Consider the following 14236-nt stretch of genomic DNA (forward strand, 5'->3'; position numbering starts at 1 on the left):
CCCCCTCCTGCTGGCGGGAGGGGTTAGGGGTGGGAACGACCACCCGTGCGGCTTCAGGCCCACCCCCGGCCCCTCCCGCAAGGCGGAGGGGAGGGTTACCAGCATCACCCACTGACATCACTCGCGATCAGCCCGTCAGCCAGCGTCACAACGCGGTGGCAGCGTTGGGCCAAGTGCGGATCGTGGGTGATGACGATCAGCGTCGCGCCGGTTTCCTCGCGGCGGCGGAACAGCACGTCTTCCACGCTGCCACCGGTGGCGGTGTCGAGATTGCCGGTCGGCTCGTCGGCGAAGATCAGCGGCGGGCGCGAGGCGATGGCGCGGGCGATGGCGACGCGCTGCTGCTCGCCGCCCGAAAGCTGCGCCGGATAGTGAGTGAGGCGATGGCCGAGGCCGACCGCTTCGAGTTCCGCCTTGGCCCGTTCCCACGCGCCCTCGGTGCCCGCGAGTTCGAGCGGGGTAGCGACATTTTCGACCGCCGTCATTGTCGGCAGCAGGTGAAACGCTTGCAGGACAATACCGATACGGCCGCGCCGCGCGCGGGCGAGGGCGTCCTCATTCAAGGCGGTGAAATCGGCACCCGCCACCATCAACTGGCCCGACGTGGCGCGTTCCAGCCCCGTCAGCACCGCCATCAGCGAGCTCTTGCCGCTGCCCGATGGGCCGAGCAGCGCGAGGGTTTCACCGGGCGCGACATCGAGATCGATACCGCGCAGGATTTCCACCGCAGCGTCCCCCTCGCCAAGCGTCAGGCGAAGGTTGCGGGCGGAAATGACGGGAGTTGCATCAGGGGGACTTGTCACGTTGGTGCGATGGCATAGCTATGCGTTATGAACAAGCCATCCGAAAGACCGTGGCGGAGCGTCAGGCGCGCTTTGTCGATCATCCCCGCCGCTGCTTTGGCCGCCTGTGGTGCGACGGCTCCCCCGGCAGAGGCTCCCACCGCTGCCGATGCGCCCATCGAGGAGGTACTGCCGGTGATGGGGCCGGAGCGGGTGATCCTCGGCTTCGGCGACAGCCTGATGGCGGGGTACCAACTGGAGGAAGATCAGGGCTATCCCGAGAAGCTCGAAGCCGTGATGCGCGCACGCGGGATCAATGCGCGGGTGATCGACGCGGGCGTGTCCGGCGACACCACTGCGGCGGGGTTGCAACGGATCGGCTTCGTGCTCGACAATCTCGGCGAGGTTCCCGATCTGGCCATTGTCGAGCTGGGCGGCAACGACCTGCTGCGCGGCATTTCGCCCGAACAATCGCGCGCCAACCTGACCGGCATTCTCGACGCGCTGGCCGCGCGCGAGATTCCGGTGGTGCTGATGGGGATGCGCGCGCCGCCCAATTATGGGGCGCAGTTCCAGGCCGAATTCGACGGGATCTATCCCGCACTGTCAGAGGAGTACGACGCCGTGCTGGTGCCGTTCTTCATGCAGCCGCTGTTCGAAAACCCGGACCTGCTCCTGCCCGATCGCGTGCATCCCACGCCGCAGGGGGTAGAGGAAATGGTCGCCGCAACTGTGGATACGGTGATTGGCGCGCTACCGGAAGAGGATGCATCCCGCTAGATTCGTTCAGCTGTCCCGTCTGCCACTTGCCACGTCGAGGCATCGTCGATGATACCCGCGAACGGCCCCGCCTCGGTCCCGGTCAGCCATACCTGCGTAGCACCGCCGCGCAGCCGTTCGAACAGCGCCTCGCGCCGTAGCGGATCGAGATGCGCGGCCACTTCGTCGAGCAGCAGCAGGCTGGGCCGACCGCGAGCGGCCAGCGCGGCATGGGCGAGGGTGATGGCGATCAGCATCGCCTTCTGCTCGCCGGTCGAACATTCGGCGGCGGGCATGCCCTTGCTGGCCATCGTTACCTGCAATTCGTCGCGGTGCGGGCCGATCAGCGTGCGCTGCGCTGCCCGGTCTCGCGGACGACTGGCGGCGAGGGCCGTGCGCAGTGCCGCTTCCTCCTGCGCGCCGCCGGGGACGAGGGTAAGCGCCGGGCGGGCGAAGGGTTCGGCAGGCACGGCTGCCAGTTCGGCGGACAACCGCTCCACCAGCAGCGCGCGACCCTGCGCCAGTGACGCTCCGGCAGCAGCCATCTGTGTCTCGATCGAATCGACCCAGGCAGGATCTGGCGCGCGATCATCCGCCAGCAGCCGGTTCCGTTCGCGCAGGCTTGCTTCGTAGCGCGCGGCGTGGCGGGCGTGGGCGGGGTCGAGCGCCACCGCCAGCCGGTCCATATAGCGCCGCCGTGCGCCCGCGCTGTCGGCGAACAGCCGGTCCATCGCCGGGGTCAGCCAGCCCAGCGCAAGCCATTCGCCCAGGCTTGCCGCGCTCGTTTCGGCACCGTTGACCTGCACGATCCGCCGCCCCGGGCGCTCGGCCTGCACGCCGGTGCCCAGTTGCACCGGCTCGCCGCCATCGCCCGGGTCGAGCCTTGCGCTGACCGCAAATCCGCCCGTGCCCGCCAACCCGGCCATATCGCCCAGTGCCGCGCGCCGGAGCCCGCGACCGGGCGCGAAGAGGGAGAGCGCTTCGAGCACGTTGGTCTTCCCCGCGCCGTTTTCCCCCACCAGCAGGTTCAGTTGGCGCGTGCCCTCGAGCCATGTTCCGGCGTGGTTGCGAAAGCTGGATAGGGTGATGCGATCGAGCGGCATAGGAGCCTGCGCGTCCTATTCCACCGCCGTTGCGCAAGCCACCGGAAAACTACATCCCGCAAGATGGGAAAAATTCCCAATGCTTGGGATGTAAATTCCTGCAACCTGTCTGGTCCGTGAACGGAAATGGCAGAATTCCGCCACTTTCACGGTTTGGCACGGCTCCTGCAGTGTTGGTTGCATGAAGCAAGCCCGCTTCGAACCCAAACTTAGGAGACCCAAAATGACCCAGACCAATGAAATCGCCACCCGCATTTTCGCCGCTTTCGGCGCGCTGACCATCACTGTCACGCTGCTGGTGTCGAGCTTCGCCAACCCCAATGCCACCAGCCTCATCACCGTGCTGGCCTGATCGCCAACCACTTCAACACAGGGAGTAATGAAAATGAATACCGAGTCCGTCGCCAGCAAGATCCTCGCAGCCTTCGGCGCGCTTGCCATCACCACGACGTTGCTCGTCACGAGCTTCGCGAACCCCGCCGCCACCACCGTTGCAGGAATTCTCGCATGAACGATCTTCGCACTTCGGGCGGCGGAAGCCCCGTCGGCTTCCGCCTCGACAAGACCAACGGCAAGATCGCCGGCGTGTGCGCCGGGATTGCCAACTACTTCAACATGGATCCGCTGATTGTCCGGCTGATCTTCGCGATCGGAGCGATTGCCGGGTTCGGCAGCTTCATCGTCATCTACCTCGCGGTGTGGTTGCTGGCCAAATAGGCCGGCAACCCACCTACCGGCTACTCGCGCCGAAGGGAGAAAAGTCGGTATCGGTATCGAACACTTCCACCCCTTCGCGGCGCTTGAGGAAATTGATCACCAGATAAGTGAACGGCGTCAGCAGCGCTTCCCATGCTACCTTGATGAGCCACTGGGAAAGGACCACCTGCCACAGCGTCTCGATCGGCCAACCGGCCAGCCCGTAGAAAGCAAGCGGGTAGAAGACCAGGCTGTCGAGCCCCTGGCCGACCACGGTCGAACCGATGGTACGGCTCCACAGCATCCGTCCCCCGGTCCAGACCTTCATCTTCGCCATCACGAACGAATTGGCGAATTCTCCCGCCCAGAAGGCGACCATGCTGGCGAGCACGATCCGCCACGAATTGCCGAACACGAATTCGTAGGCAGGCTGCCCCGGCCACCCTTCCGCCGCTGGCAGCGCCACCACCACCCAGGCCATGAAGGCCATGAACAGCAGCGCGGCAAACCCGGTCCAGATCACCCGGCGAGCGTTGGCATAGCCGTAGACCTCGGTCAGCACGTCGCCGATGATGTAGCTGATCGGGAAGAACAGCACTCCCGCGCCGAACGCCCACTGCGCGCCGCCCGGCAGCACCACGTAGCTGGGCTTGGACGCGCCGATGATGTTGCTCAGCAGCAGGATGGCGACGAAGGCCGCCATGACATAGGGAAAATAGCGGAACTGCGCAGGCACCGCGCTGCTTCCGGCGATTTTCGTGGTGCTGGTGCTGGTCCCCTGATCCATTTCCGATGACTAACCGCATTTGCGGAAGCTGCAAACATCGCTAATGGCCCATGCCACGCGCCCGTAGCTCAGCTGGATAGAGCACGGGACTTCTAATCCTGAGGCCGCAGGTTCGAATCCTGCCGGGCGCGCCATTTCCTGCCGGCGCAGGAAATGGCCTTTCCAGTTTTTCGAAGGCGCCTCCGCGCCTTCGTCCTCGCGGCTGTTCCCCTCGCCGGGGCTTCGCTCCGGCTGCGGGGCCGCTGCGGGCGGGCGGTCGCCCTTGCGGCGCGGTGCGCCGAGCTTTCCTTGGCGCGCGATCAGTCCCCCGGCATCGGATCGATGGTGACGATGCTGCCGTCGGCGCGGAATTCGAGCGGGGTCATTTTCACGTTGCGCAGGTGGGTCACGCCGCCACTCAACTGGGTGTCGTGGTAGAACAGGTACCACGCGCCATCGACTTCGACGATCGAATGGTGGGTGGTCCAGCCTTCCACCGGTTCGAGGATTCGCCCGCGATAGGTGAACGGTCCGTAGGGCGAAGTGCCGGTGGCGTAGACGAGGTAGTGCGTGTCCCCGGTCGAATAGGTGAAGTAGTAGGTGTCGCCCCGGCGGAATACCCAGGCGCCTTCGAAGAAGCGCCGGTCATGGTCGCCCGCGGTGATCGGCGAGCCGTCGGGATCGAGGATCTGCACCCGCCGCGGTTCCTCCGCGAACTCGAGCATCGAGGGGGCGAGCCGCGCCACCACCGGCGCGATGGCCGGGTCGTCAGGGGGCGTATCGTCCTGGTCGGGCCCCGTGGGATCATATGCGCCCGATTGCCAGCGCTGCAACTGGCCGCCCCAGATGCCGCCGATATACATGTAGTGCTCGCCATCGGCATCGCGCATCACCGCAGGGTCTATCGAGTAGGAGCCGCGCATGGGCTGGGGCTGGGCGGTGAAGGGTCCGGTCGGGCTGGAGGAGGTGGCCACGCCGATGCGGAACACGTCATTCTCATCCTTGGCGGGGAAGTAGAGGTAATAGGTGCCGTCGCGGTAGGCGGCGTCGGGTGCCCACATTTGGCGGCTGGCCCAAGGCACGCTGTCCACGTTCAGCACCGGCGGATGCACCGTCACCGCGCCGCCGGGTTCGTCCATCGACAGGATCAGGTAGTCGCGCATGTCGAAAGCGTCCGCGCCTCCTGCCGCGATCAGCGGATTGTCGACATCGTGGCTAGTGTAGACGTAGATTCGGCCATCTTCCCAGACATGGGCGGAAGGGTCCGCAGTGAAATATTCGCTGACCAGCGGCGGCGCGAGATAGTGCGAAGGCGGGCTCGCTTCGCTCGTACTTTCCGTGGTGGCGCACCCTGCAAGCGCCAAAGCTGCGCCGAGCACTACCGCGCGCGAACCGATTCTTGCCGACATGTTCTCTCCTGTTCCTTTATGGTGGTAGCGCTACCACAATTGCGAAGAGGGGAAAAGGCAAGTTGCGATTTGTCGGCGATCTTTACAGCGAAGGCGGCCATTAATCTTTTGCCAACCATCGTCTGCCGCACAAATCCGCCATTCGCGCAAACTGGCACGCGCCGTGCAATGTTACTTGCGTACCCAAGGTCTTCGATAGAGGCGGGGCCGTCCAAATGGTCCCCAACCAGTCTCCCGGTCCCGCCTCCCCGAAGTCTTCCCTGCCGAAAATCCGCGAAAAACTAGCGCCGACCGGCCCAGGGCTCGTCCGTACGATCAACCCGTATGGCGTCGGGGAAAGGGCGGCATAGCAGGTGCGCGGCATCGGGTGCGCCGTCCAGCCAGTCGCGCCAGTCATGCTGCCGCAGGATCACCGGCATCCGGTCATGCACACCCTGCACATATTGGCAGGCCTCGGTCATCACCATCGTATAGACCCGGCCCCACTCCGCACTGTCGCGCCACAGCCCCGCGACCGCGAACAGCTCGTCCTCCGGCATCGCAAACCAGGTCCGCGTCATCCGCCCGCGCTCGCCCTCGGCCTCGGCAAAGGCGGACACGGGGATCAGGCAGCGGCGAGCGCGGAAACTGGCGGACCAGAACGGCGATTGCAGCTTGTCGGCGCGGGCATTGTTGACCGGCTTGGGCTTGAGCGGCTGGCCCTTGGCTCCGGTGCGCGCGAGCGGGAAGCCCCAGACCATCTGCTGCAACCTGCCCTCAGCCAGCACTGTGCCGGGATAGCCGGGGTAGATCATTTCCGGCGCATTGCCGCCGGGGCTGACGGCCATATCCTGCGCAATGGCATCGAAGAAATGCGCCACCTCGTCCTGCGATTTCGCCATCTTGTAGAGGTTGCACATAGCGTGTGGCCTACGGGGTGGTGGGGACGGGCGGGGCGATCATGCCGTCGGTAATCTGCCAGACGATGTCCCCAGTCACCACGCCCAGTCGCATCGGCAGCAGGCCGGAGAGAAAGGCGTGGACCGGCGTCGGCGCGATGCCCTCGTCCTGTTCGGTCTGGTAGATAGCACTTGCCAAGTCGGTACTGGCAGGATCCCAGGTCACCACTTCGCAGGTGTCGATCACCAGTTCGGGTGCGCCGTCAATCCCGAACTGGTCGAACCCAACTCGGTAATGGCGGCCCAGCGGGATCGCGCCTTCTTCGATCGGGCCGTTGAGGACATAGGCATCGAAAGTGCCATCGTCGCGCGGGGGCAGGACAAGCGTGGCGAAGGTCACTGCCCTCGCGCTCACGCCTTCGTCGAGGCAGAAGGCGGCCGAATTCGACGCCAGCACCGCGCGCGGGGCGAAATAGCGCGCCTGCGCCATCGCCGAGGCCACGCCTTCGAGCGGCGGCACGGCATTGCCGGGATGGAGCGTTTCGGAGAGAATCTCGCCCTGCGCGATATCGTATTCGGCGAGCGCCAGCCAGGTCGCATCCGGCCCGTCGCCCTGCCGCCCGACGATTACCGCGCGCCACACGCCAAGGTCCTCGCTGGGATAGGCAATCGCGCCCTGATAGCCGGGACCGGGAGAGCCGCCCACCATGCCCGCATATTGCACCTGCGCCAGCGCCACCGCGTCCTGCACATCGCTCATCAGCCGGGCAATTTCCTCGGCTTCGCGCGCCGCCTGCGAGCGGGCGGCAAGATCGGGGATTTCCTGCGCCAGCGCCGCGGCGGGCAGGGTGATGGCGAGCAGGGAGGCGGCGAAGATGCGGATCATGGCAGCTCCGGTAGCTGGTGCGCCTTTACCGCGGCTGAAGCGGGAGGATCAATCCTCCGCGCGGGCAACCTGCTTTTCGTCCAGCAGCGCCTGCAATTCACCCGCTTCGAACATTTCCATCATGATGTCGCTGCCGCCGATGAATTCGCCCTTCACGTAGAGCTGCGGGATGGTCGGCCAGTCGGAAAAGGCCTTGATGCCCTGCCGCACTTCCATGTCCTGCAACACGTCGACGCTGTCGAAGGCGACCTTGCAATGGTCGAGGATGGCCACCGCCTTGTTGGAGAAACCGCACTGCGGGAACAGCGGGGTGCCCTTCATGAACAGCACGACGTCGGAGCCGTTTACGATTTGCGAGAGGCGCTGATTGGTATCGGCGTTAGTATCAGTCATAAATTTCCCACCCGAAGGAGTATGTCTCTGGCGATTCAGTTGGGAACGCCGGTGTGCAGTTGCAAGGCGTGAAGTTCGCCGCCCATCCGTCCGCCGAGCGCGGCGAACACCAGCTTGTGCTGCTGCACCCGGCTCTTGCCGACGAATTGCGCCGAGATGACCCGCGCCTGCCAGTGATCGTTATCGTCCGCCAGCGCGGTAATCGTCACTTCGGCATCGGGCAGCGCGGCCTTGATCAGTTCCTCGATCTGCGCGGCGGGCATCGGCATCAGGAATCGCTCATCAGCTGGCGGCGCGATTCGACCGTCTTTTCCTCCAGCATGGCGCGCACCGTGGCTTCGTCCACGTTGCAGCCCGCGCTGGTGAGATCGCCGACGAGCTTGCGGACGACATCTTCGTCACCGGCTTCCTCGAAATCCGCCTGCACCACGGCTTTCTTGTAGGCATCGGTTTCTTCCGGAGTGAGACCCATCAGCCCCGCCGCCCACTCGCCCAGCAACCGGTTACGGCGGGCGGCGACGCGGAAGGCGGTTTCCTCGTCCATCGCGAACCGGGCTTCCTCGGCGCGTTCGCGGTCTTTGAAATCGGTCATGCTGGTGCTCCTGATAAGATCTTGCGCGGGGAATAGGGCGGCAAGGTTCAGGCCGCAACACCCGTTCCGCGCGCCAGCCACGGGCGCGACCTGACGAGCCGCGCTTCATAGTCCGAAATGGCCTCATCGCGCGACAGGGTCAGCCCGACTTCGTCCAGCCCTTCGAGCAGGCAGTGCTTGCGGAAGGCATCGATCTTGAAGGTGAAGCGATCCTGGAACGGCGTGGTGACGGTCTGTGCTTCAAGGTCGATGGAGACCGGATCGGTCTGCGCGACTTCAAGCAGCCGGTCCACCGCCGCCTGCGGCAGGGCCACGGTGAGGATGCCGTTCTTGAATGCGTTGCCGGCGAAAATATCCGAAAAGCTCGGCGCGATAACTGCGGTGATGCCCAGATCGAGCAGCGCCCATGCGGCGTGCTCCCGGCTGGAGCCGCAGCCGAAGTTGTCCCCTGCGATCAGGATCGGCGCACGGACGAATTCGGGCTGGTCGAACACGTTGTGGGGATCGTCCGCCCGCACCGATTCGAACGCGCCCTGGCCCATGCCCTCGCGGCTGACCGTCTTGAGCCAGCGCGCCGGAATGATCAGGTCGGTATCGACATTCTTGCGGCCGAACGGAATCGCGCGGCCCTCGACGCTGCGCAGCGGTTCCATCAATCGGTCTCCGGCTTTTCGCCGCTGGGAATCGGGCCGGGCTGGGTCGGCTCGTTCTTCTTCTTGCGCCGGTTGACGTAAAGCAGCGCCGCCGCAACCGCCGCCGAACCGACCGCACCCGCCGCCATCGCGGCCTTTCCGGAGATTTTCTTTGTCATGATTCTGCAATGGGGCCTTCACCTTGCGGTGACAAGATGGGGTGCAGGAATTCGCGCAGGATTGTCCATTGTTTTGACTTCTGGTCCGCCGAATATCCGGCGTTGGCAGGGCTGGAGGACAGCAGTTTTACTGTCGGAACTTCAGCCGGGACCAGTGCGCTGCCGAGCTTGAACGCAGTGGCGCCGTTGAAAGCGACCGCGCGCAGGTGCGGGAGGGTTTGGCATAGCGCGGCGATCGGGTTGGCGGTGGGGTTGCGAAGCTGCGCATCGAGGCTACCCTCGCGTTGGGCGCTGGCGACCACGTCCCACAGGCCGACGCCGTTTTCGCGCAGTGTGTTGAGCCGTGCGGGGTAGGGCAGCCCTACCAGTTCGACATCGATGACCTGCCCGATCAGGTGCCAGAAAAGGTTGCGCGGATGAGCGTAGTACTGCTGCTGCGCCAGCGACTTTTCGCCGGGCAGGCTGCCGAGGATCAGCACGCGGCAATTGTCCCCCACGACCGGAGGGAACGAGCTCTTACGCAGGTTCACGCGCCAGTTCGCGGACGTCGGTCAATCGCCCGGTCACCGCCGCTGCTGCCGCCATTGCTGGCGAGACGAGGTGGGTGCGCGCGCCCGGACCTTGCCTGCCGACGAAATTGCGGTTGCTGGTGGAGGCGCAGCGTTCTCCCGGCGGGACCTTGTCCGGGTTCATGCCGAGGCACGCCGAGCAGCCCGGTTCGCGCCATTCCATTCCGGCATCGGTGAACACCTGGTCGAGCCCTTCGGCCTCCGCCATTGCCTTCACCAGCCCCGATCCGGGGACGACGATGGCCCATTTGATGTTCCCCGCAATCCGCCGCCCGCGCAGCACGGCAGCAGCGGCGCGCAGGTCTTCGATGCGGCTGTTGGTGCAGCTGCCGATGAAGATGTTCTGCACCTCGACTTCGCGTATCGGCGTGCCGGGAGCGAGGCCCATGTATTCAAGGCTCTTGCGCGCGGCATCCTGCTTCGAAGGATCGGCGAAGCTCTCGGGCGCGGGGACCACGCCGCCGATCGCCACCACGTCTTCGGGGCTGGTGCCCCAGGTGACGGTCGGCTCGATATCGCGGGCAAGAATAGTGATCGACTTGTCGAACCGCGCGTCGGGGTCCGAATGGAGCGTGCGCCAGTATTGCACCGCCGCGCCCCACTCCTCGCCCTGCGGCGCGAAGGGGCGGCCCTTGAGATAGGCGAAAGTTGTTTCGTCGGGCGCGATCAGCCCCGCGCGTGCACCGCCCTCGATGCTCATGTTGGACACGGTGAGGCGGCCTTCGACGCTCATCTTCTCGAATACTTCGCCGCGATATTCGATCACGTGGCCGGTACCGCCCGCGGTGCCGATCACACCGATGATGTGCAGGATCAGGTCCTTGGGCGTGACGCCGGGGCCGAGCGTGCCTTCCACCCGCACTTCCATCGTTTTGGACGGAGTGAGCAGCAGCGTCTGCGTGGCGAGCACATGCTCGACTTCGCTGGTGCCGATCCCGAAGGCCAGCGCGCCGATCCCGCCGTGGCAGGCGGTGTGCGAATCGCCGCAGACGATGGTAGTGCCGGGCAGCGAAAAGGCCTGTTCCGGGCCGACCACATGGACGATCCCCTGCTCGCGCGCGGTAGCACCGAAATAGCGCACTCCGAATTCGGCGACGTTGCGTTCCAGCGCGGCGAGCTGCTGCGCGCTTTCGCCATCGGCAATCGGAATTCGCGCGCCGCTGGCATCGGTGCGCGCGGTGGTGGGCAGGTTGTGATCGGGCACCGCCAGCGTCAGTTCGGGCCTCCGGACCTTGCGCCCGTTCAGCCGCAGCGCCTCGAACGCCTGTGGGCTGGTGACTTCGTGGACCAGGTGCCGGTCGATGAAGATCAGGCAAGTGCCATCCTCGCGCCGCTCCACCACATGAGCGTCCCAGATTTTCTCGTAAAGCGTGCGCGGTTTGCTGGCCATGGCGGGCCAGATAGCGCGGCGCGGCAGGCGCGCCAAGGAAATGCCAAAAATGATTTGCATTCCGACTTGGAAGTTTAACTATTCATGCCTAACTTACAGCTATGTCAGCCAAATCCTATTCCATGCCGATCCGCATCCTGCCCGCCGATATCGATTTCATGGGCCATGTGAACAACGCCCGCTATCTGAACTGGGTGCAGGATGTCGTGCTGGCGCACTGGAACAAGCTGGCCCCGGCAGAAGAAGTGGCGAGCAAGGCCTGGGTCGCATTGAAGCACGAGATCACTTATCGCCGCCCCGCGTTCCTCAACGACGAGGTGATTGCCGAGACGGTGCTGGAAAAGATCGCCGGCGCGCGCAGTTTCTACAACACGGTGATCCGCCGGGGCGAGGACGTGCTGGCCGAAGTGCAGAGCATGTGGTGCTGCATCGACGCGACGACGTTGCGACCGGCGCGGATCGACCGCGACGTGGCGGAAACGCACTTCGGCATTCCACGCAAGCAGGCCGCTGTAACCGGCGACTAAAGGCGGCTTTGCGTCGGCGCGCGCAGCAGCCTATATGGCCGTTATGGACGTTCTCATACCCATCCTGATCGTGATCGCCACCATCCTCGCGATGGAAATGGTCGCTTGGTCGAGCCACAAATACATCATGCACGGCTGGGGCTGGGGCTGGCACCGCGATCATCATGAGCCGCATGACAACACGTTCGAGAAGAACGATCTCTACGGCGTCGTCGGGGCAGCGATGAGCATTTCAATGTTCGCGCTCGGCAGTCCGCTGGTTCTCGGCGATGCGGCGTGGATCCCGGCGACGTGGATCGGGATCGGCATCCTCGGCTACGGCATCATCTATACGCTGGTGCATGACGGGCTGGTGCATCAGCGCTATTTCCGCTGGGTGCCCAAGCGCGGCTATGCCAAGCGGCTGGTGCAGGCGCACAAGCTGCATCATGCGACGATCGGCAAGGAGGGCGGGGTGAGCTTCGGCTTCCTGTTCGCCCGCGATCCGGCGGCGCTGAAGGCCGATCTCAAGCGCCAGCGCGAGGCGGGCATTGCCGTGGTGCGCGACAGCGCGGGTGCCTGACCTGACGGGGACATGGGACGGGCAATTCGCCTATCCCGCCGGGACAGGTCCGGTCACGCCCTTCCTCGCCACGATCACCCAGAGCGGCGGCAACTTTTCAGGCAGCATCATCGAGCCGGACCTCTACCGGCCTTCCGCCACCACCGAAGCGGTGATCGCGGGTGTGGTGGCGGGCGCGGCGGTGGATTTCACCAAGACCTATCGCAAGGCGAGCATGGGCTATGAAAACCCCGTCGATTACGTCGGCCAGCTGAGCGAGGATGGCAATCGCATCTGGGGCGTGTGGAGCTTGCTCGAATGGAACGGTACCTTCGAGATGACCCGCTCCGAGAGCGTGAAAGTGGAGGAAGAGGCGCGGGCGACCGAGGAGGTCGATCGCTAGGCTACCCCGCTTTCGCAGACACCCAGCAACCGCTTCTTGGCGAGGTGGATGCCCAGCCAGACCAGGAAGATCGTGGGCACGACCAGCACCGCGACCACCGTTGCTCCGTCCACGCCCGGAAGGCCGTGCAAAGCCATTTCGACAAGGCCAAGCAGGTAATAGCTGAGCGCCACGACCGAGAGCCCTTCGACCAGTTGTTGCAGCCGCAGTTGCAGGCGCGAAGAGCGATCCATGCTGCGCATCAGTTCGGCGTTCTGGTTCTCGATCCGCGTATCGATCCGCGCCCGCAGCAAATTGCCGAGCCGGCCGGCGCGTTCGGACAATTGCTCGACCCGCACCGTCAGCGCTTCGCAGAACCGGACGGCGGGCTGGAAGCGGCGCTTGGTAAAGGTGTTGAGCGAGGCGAAACCGTCGATCGGGATGACCTGCAGTTCCTCCAGCCGTTCCTGCACCAGTTGCGCATAGGCCTGTGTGGCGCTCATGCGATAGCCGATGATGGTCGCCACGGTGGTCAGCTCCAGCGAAAGCGAGGAAAGTTCCGCCATCAGCTCGTCATCGCGCTGGCCGCTGCCGCACAGGCGATCAGCCAGCTTCGCCAGCTCGCTTTCAATGGCATCGAGGCGCGGCCAATGTTCCTGCGCCATCGGCAGGCCGAGCAGCGCCTTGTTGCGGTAATTGCCCAGTTCCTGCAGCCGCTGCACAGTGCGGGTAAAATCAAGATCATCCATGCCGTTGGCGGCCACCAGAAAATGCCCGAAGCCATCGCCTTGCAGGCGGAAATCGGCCCACAGCCGCGCCTTTCCCCCGATCACGCAGGAGACGACTTCGTCGGTGGCAAAATGCATCTGCGGCAGCAGCCGTTGCGCTGCCCGATCATCTTTCAGCAGGGTGAGCCGCGAGGCGCGGACAATACGACCGGGCAGGTCCTGCGCCCAGGCCAGGGCTTCCGAAAGATCGGGATCGGCGCCGTTGGCAAACAGGGTCAGACTGCTGCCTTCGCTGTGCCGTTCCCAGGCGACCGAAATGCCCGGGGCAAAATGGCCCGCGCGGTGCGCTGCATTGGGATTTTCCGGCGGAGCGGGCAGGACCGCATCGAGATGGGCGGCCTCCGCAGCGCGCTCGTCTGGATCGGTCACCAGCACCCATTGCACGACCTTGCCCGGCACTGTGAGCGATGGCCAGCGGCGCAGGTGCATTTCCGATACCACCTGCCGTCGCAATTCATGTTCGCGCATTGCTCTTGACCCCCGCTGGCGCGAGGATGGCAAATGCAGAGCAGTCCGGCAATACCGGCCTTGGCCCGCGACGGCTTAGCTGCTGGCGATCCGGCCTGCGTGTTCGCGCACCAGCGCAATCATGTTGGGTACGCCCTGGGTGCGGTTGGAGCTGAGCTGGTTCTTCAGATCGAACGGGGCCAACGCTTCGGCCACGTCCATCGCCGCTACTTCGGCCGCAGGACGGTCCTGTACCGCGGCGATCACCAGCGCAACGATGCCCTTGGTGATGGCGGCATTGCTGTCTGCCAGGAAATGCAGCTTTTCTGCATCGCCGGTAGGATAGACCCACACCTGGGCCGAACAGCCGCGCACCAGAGTGGCATCGGTCTTGAGCGCGGCAGGCATCTCCTCCAGCTCGCGGCCCAGCTCGATCAGCAGGCGATAACGTTCGTCACTGTCGAGAAAATCGAATTCTTCGTGGATGTCGGTAAGGGTGCGCATGGCTGCGCATCTA

The 14236-nt window shown here is 64.9% G+C and carries 20 protein-coding genes and 1 tRNA gene; 6 read left to right on the plus strand and 15 right to left on the minus strand.

Going from position 1 to position 14236, the window contains the following annotated elements:
• Positions 1-104: 104 nt before the first annotated feature.
• A complete protein-coding gene (locus tag JY451_09815) occupies positions 105-803 on the minus strand; it encodes an ABC transporter ATP-binding protein (protein ID QZH74051.1) in 699 nt (232 codons plus the stop codon).
• Between the two features lie 27 nt (positions 804-830).
• Between JY451_09815 and JY451_09820 the strand changes: the two genes are divergently transcribed.
• A complete protein-coding gene (locus JY451_09820) occupies positions 831-1562 on the plus strand; it encodes an arylesterase (protein ID QZH74052.1) in 732 nt (243 codons plus the stop codon).
• On the opposite strand, the gene recF is transcribed toward JY451_09820, so the two are convergent.
• Positions 1559-2644: a DNA replication/repair protein RecF gene (gene recF, locus JY451_09825; GenBank protein QZH74053.1), complete on the minus strand. Its 1086-nt coding sequence runs from the start codon at positions 2642-2644 to the stop codon at positions 1559-1561. The two genes, JY451_09820 and recF, sit on opposite strands and share 4 nt — an antisense overlap.
• A gap of 507 nt (positions 2645-3151) precedes the next feature.
• On the opposite strand from recF, the gene JY451_09830 reads away from it, so the two are divergent.
• A complete protein-coding gene (locus tag JY451_09830) occupies positions 3152-3361 on the plus strand; it encodes a PspC domain-containing protein (GenBank protein QZH74054.1) in 210 nt (69 codons plus the stop codon).
• Positions 3362-3374: 13 nt separating this feature from the next.
• On the opposite strand, the gene JY451_09835 is transcribed toward JY451_09830, so the two are convergent.
• Positions 3375-4127: a queuosine precursor transporter gene (locus JY451_09835; protein QZH74055.1), complete on the minus strand. Its 753-nt coding sequence runs from the start codon at positions 4125-4127 to the stop codon at positions 3375-3377.
• 57 nt (positions 4128-4184) lie between these two features.
• Here JY451_09835 and JY451_09840 point away from each other — a divergent pair.
• Positions 4185-4261 (plus strand) — tRNA-Arg (locus tag JY451_09840).
• A gap of 165 nt (positions 4262-4426) precedes the next feature.
• On the opposite strand, the gene JY451_09845 is transcribed toward JY451_09840, so the two are convergent.
• The 10 genes from JY451_09845 to leuC all read right to left on the minus strand — a co-directional run bounded on the left by JY451_09845 (position 4427) and on the right by leuC (position 11034).
• Positions 4427-5515 carry a glycoside hydrolase family 43 protein gene (locus JY451_09845; GenBank protein QZH74056.1) on the minus strand — a complete coding sequence of 363 codons (1089 nt, stop codon included), beginning with the start codon at positions 5513-5515 and terminating at the stop codon, positions 4427-4429.
• Between the two features lie 281 nt (positions 5516-5796).
• Positions 5797-6414, minus strand: coding sequence for an SOS response-associated peptidase family protein (locus tag JY451_09850; protein ID QZH74057.1), 618 nt, complete (start codon positions 6412-6414; stop codon positions 5797-5799).
• Positions 6415-6424: 10 nt separating this feature from the next.
• Positions 6425-7279: a hypothetical protein gene (locus JY451_09855; GenBank protein ID QZH74058.1), complete on the minus strand. Its 855-nt coding sequence runs from the start codon at positions 7277-7279 to the stop codon at positions 6425-6427.
• Between the two features lie 48 nt (positions 7280-7327).
• Entirely contained in the window at positions 7328-7672 is a 345-nt protein-coding gene (grxD, locus tag JY451_09860) for a Grx4 family monothiol glutaredoxin (GenBank protein QZH74059.1), read from the minus strand.
• Positions 7673-7707: 35 nt separating this feature from the next.
• Positions 7708-7941 carry a BolA family transcriptional regulator gene (locus JY451_09865; GenBank protein ID QZH74060.1) on the minus strand — a complete coding sequence of 78 codons (234 nt, stop codon included), beginning with the start codon at positions 7939-7941 and terminating at the stop codon, positions 7708-7710.
• On the minus strand, positions 7941-8264 hold the full coding sequence (locus JY451_09870; protein QZH74061.1) for a DUF1476 domain-containing protein: 324 nt from the start codon (positions 8262-8264) through the stop codon (positions 7941-7943). The genes JY451_09865 and JY451_09870 overlap by 1 nt, the downstream gene beginning before the upstream one ends.
• Positions 8265-8311: 47 nt before the next feature.
• On the minus strand, positions 8312-8917 hold the full coding sequence (gene leuD / locus JY451_09875) for a 3-isopropylmalate dehydratase small subunit (GenBank protein QZH74062.1): 606 nt from the start codon (positions 8915-8917) through the stop codon (positions 8312-8314).
• On the minus strand, positions 8917-9075 hold the full coding sequence (locus JY451_09880; protein QZH74063.1) for an isopropylmalate isomerase: 159 nt from the start codon (positions 9073-9075) through the stop codon (positions 8917-8919). The genes leuD and JY451_09880 overlap by 1 nt, the downstream gene beginning before the upstream one ends.
• Complete coding sequence (locus JY451_09885; protein ID QZH74064.1) at positions 9072-9605, minus strand: DNA-deoxyinosine glycosylase; 534 nt, start codon at positions 9603-9605, stop codon at positions 9072-9074. The genes JY451_09880 and JY451_09885 overlap by 4 nt, the downstream gene beginning before the upstream one ends.
• Complete coding sequence (gene leuC, locus JY451_09890) at positions 9592-11034, minus strand: 3-isopropylmalate dehydratase large subunit (protein QZH76674.1); 1443 nt, start codon at positions 11032-11034, stop codon at positions 9592-9594. Before leuC ends, JY451_09885 begins: the two co-directional genes overlap by 14 nt.
• A 101-nt stretch (positions 11035-11135) precedes the next feature.
• Here leuC and JY451_09895 point away from each other — a divergent pair, with 101 nt between their 5' ends.
• The 3 genes from JY451_09895 to JY451_09905 are packed head-to-tail and all read left to right on the plus strand — an operon-like array spanning position 11136 to position 12505.
• Positions 11136-11561, plus strand: coding sequence for an acyl-CoA thioesterase (locus JY451_09895; protein QZH74065.1), 426 nt, complete (start codon positions 11136-11138; stop codon positions 11559-11561).
• A gap of 43 nt (positions 11562-11604) precedes the next feature.
• Entirely contained in the window at positions 11605-12123 is a 519-nt protein-coding gene (locus JY451_09900) for a beta-carotene hydroxylase (GenBank protein ID QZH74066.1), read from the plus strand.
• The gene (locus tag JY451_09905; protein ID QZH74067.1) at positions 12116-12505 is read left to right on the plus strand and encodes a hypothetical protein; all 390 of its coding nucleotides are present in this window, start codon (positions 12116-12118) and stop codon (positions 12503-12505) included. Before JY451_09900 ends, JY451_09905 begins: the two co-directional genes overlap by 8 nt.
• Here the strand turns inward: JY451_09905 and JY451_09910 are convergent.
• Both JY451_09910 and JY451_09915 read right to left on the minus strand, forming a co-directional pair.
• A complete protein-coding gene (locus tag JY451_09910; protein ID QZH74068.1) occupies positions 12502-13740 on the minus strand; it encodes a DUF3422 domain-containing protein in 1239 nt (412 codons plus the stop codon). The two genes, JY451_09905 and JY451_09910, sit on opposite strands and share 4 nt — an antisense overlap.
• Positions 13741-13815: 75 nt before the next feature.
• Positions 13816-14223, minus strand: coding sequence for a SufE family protein (locus JY451_09915; protein QZH74069.1), 408 nt, complete (start codon positions 14221-14223; stop codon positions 13816-13818).
• Positions 14224-14236 lie beyond the last annotated feature (13 nt).

The sequence above is a fragment of the Erythrobacter sp. genome (assembly GCA_019739335.1).
In the GTDB taxonomy this organism is placed as follows: Bacteria; Pseudomonadota; Alphaproteobacteria; order Sphingomonadales; family Sphingomonadaceae; genus Alteraurantiacibacter.